This is a genomic window from Nonomuraea sp. NPDC048916, from assembly GCF_040649575.1.
Lineage (GTDB): Bacteria > Actinomycetota > Actinomycetes > Streptosporangiales > Streptosporangiaceae > Nonomuraea.
The window spans coordinates 1-2,659 of record NZ_JBEZFS010000098.1; the positions used below are offsets into that span (position 1 = coordinate 1).

Annotated in this window: 1 protein-coding gene; it reads left to right on the forward strand. The window is 66.9% G+C overall.

What is annotated here, in order from left to right:
* Positions 1–756 precede the first annotated feature (756 nt).
* Positions 757–2,580, forward strand: a complete 1,824-nt coding sequence (gene ltrA / locus AB0C16_RS39845; RefSeq protein ID WP_357691313.1) for a group II intron reverse transcriptase/maturase — start codon at positions 757–759, stop codon at positions 2,578–2,580.
* Positions 2,581–2,659 lie beyond the last annotated feature (79 nt).

A 2,659-nucleotide genomic window follows, 5' to 3' on the forward strand; every position in this document is an offset into this window, starting at 1 on the left:
CGCGCGTCGGGCGGTCGCTGGCCGCGCTGCGGCTCTTCGGCCGGTCGCGGCCAGCGCGTGCGACACGAGGTCGCTTGTTGCGAGTGGACTCGCAGATTGGAGGATCGACGAGTTGTTGTCGATGGTGTAGTCCCGGGTCTGTGCTCTGTGGCCCGTCCCCGCCTTGGCGGGCGTCGCTGGTAACGGCGGGGTCCGAAGCCCGAGGCAGAGCCCAAGGATTCCCGATTCCATCCGGGAGTTACAGGTGAGGGGAAGGCCGGACGGGTGAACGCGAGTGAATCCCTGAACGCTTCGTCACGCGAAGCCCCGGATGATGGAAGGCAGGACTGGGGTTGAGGGCTGGCCGCTGGGAAGCGGCAGGTGGCAACCGGTGGGTGCTGGCCGGTTGCGTGAGCACCACCGCCCCGGAGTAGAGGGGGCACCCAACCCGGCCGTATCTCGCGCAAGTGGAACGTGGAAACCCCGGCAGGGGTCCGCGCCGTCACGTGTGGTGGCGTGGTAGGCGACTCGTGAGGGAAGCCGATGCCCGGCCGGGACAAGGATGCCCAAGAAGCAGAATGCCGGTGGCCGAAAGGCGACACGAAACCGCAGGTCGATCAAGCGGCGCTCTCCTGCCGTGACCTTGGGGATAAGTGGCCGGATACCGGCACCAGCCCGGTGCCGGGCCTCCTGGAGGAGGTTGCTGACGTGGGCAGGTGAGCCGATGGACATCGTCGGTCATGGACGCTGAAACCGAGGGACAAGTTGGACGCCATGATGAAGGTGCCCGCCGCTGCCGATGGTGCGGCCGATGCTGTCATGGTGAACGGACTCTCGGACGCCTCTTGGGACGGGCTCAGCCGGGCACGCGGTGTCGGGATGGGTCAGGCTCGGGAGAACGTACGGCGGCTCAGGCAGAGGATCTTCAAGGCGGCGTGGGAAGGGGACCTGAAGAGGGTCCGTAATTTGCAGAAGCTGATGCTCCGCAGTCACAGCAACACGCTGGTCAGCGTGGAGCGGGTGACGGAGGTCAACGCTGGCCGCCGCACGCCGGGGGTGGATGGTGAGGTGGCGCTCACCGACCAGGCCAGGACGGAACTGATCGCGCGCGTGCAACGCGAGGCTAGGTCCTGGACGCCCCTGCCGGTGCGGCGGGTATACATTCCGAAAGCCGGTACGACGATCAAGAGACGGCCGCTCGGCATTCCAGTGATCTTCGATCGGGTGTTGCAGGCCCGGGCGAAGAACGCGCTGGAGGCCGAATGGGAGGCCCGCTTCGAGGCCCGCTCGTATGGGTTTCGGCCGGGCCGCGGCTGTCACGACGCGATCGAGGCGGTCTTCAACGCGCTGAGCGGCAAGAACGCCAAGCGGTTGTGGATCCTGGACGCGGATCTGACGGCGGCGTTCGACCGGATCGATCACAGCCAGCTGATGACGGCCCTGGGCTCCTTCCCCGCGCGGGACCTGGTTCAGGGCTGGCTGCGAGCTGGAGTGATCGAGGCCGGTACGGGCTTTGCCCCCACCCAGGAGGGCAGCCCGCAAGGCGGGGTGATCAGCCCCGTATTGATGAACGTCGCCCTGCACGGGCTGGAAGAGGCCGCCGGAGTCCGCTACTACACCCACGGCTCGGAGGCGGGCTGGACCGTGGACGGGACCCCGGTGTTATGCCGATACGCCGACGACTTCATCGTTGCCTGCCACAGCCAGGAGCAGGCCGCGAAGGTCACGGCACAGCTGTCCCAGTGGCTGAAGGCCCGGGGACTTGCCCTGAACGAGGACAAGACGAGGATCGTCCATGCCTGCCAAGGGTTCGACTTCCTTGGGTTCAACATTCGCCGCTACCCCAACGGGAAGCTGATCATCAAACCCAGTGCGGCGGCCGTCCGGCGGATCAGGAGCCGGTTACGCGAGGTGTTCCACGCGATGCGCGGCACCTCGGCATCAGCGCTGATCTGGAAGCTCAATCCGATCATCTCCGGATGGGCCTCCTACTACCGGACGGCGGTCTCCAGCGCCACGTTCAACGCGCTGGACGACTACGTGTGGAAGCTCGCCTACAAGTGGGCCATCCGCCGTCACCGCACCAAACCGAGGAAGTGGATCGCCGCTCGCTACTTCGGCCGGTTCCACCCCGCCCGAGGCGACATGTGGGTCTTCGGCGACCGCGACAGCGGCGCCTACCTGCAGAAATTCGCCTGGACCAAGATAGTCCGGCACCAGCTGGTCACCGGCAGGGCGTCTCCCGACGATCCCACGCTGGCTGACTACTGGGCCAGACGGCGGCGCAGGCACACGCCCCCGCTCAGCGACCACATCGTGCGACTACTCCGTAAACAAGCCGCACGCTGCCCGCTCTGCGGAGACCACCTCCTGCACGCCGACAACGAACCATCGCACCCACACGAGTGGGAGCAATGGCACAAAACCGTCCGCAAGGCGATCACCAAGCAAGCCCTGGAGACCGCCACCACCGGACGGGCCGGCACGTCGGACAAGGACCGGATTCGCCTCATACACACCCACTGCCGACGCCGGCTCCCATCCGGCCCAGGCAGCCAACCAGCACTTCTGCCTACCACACCGCCCTCGCGGCTTGCTTGAGCCGGGTGCGAGGACGACTCGCACGCCCGGTTCTGAGGGGGCCCTGGTGCAGCAATGCACCAGGGCTACCCGACCGCCC

Coding starts and splice junctions, on each gene's coding strand:
- ltrA (WP_357691313.1), top strand. CDS start 757: ATGAAGGTGCCCGCCGCTGCCGATGGTGCGGCCGATGCTGTCATGGTG.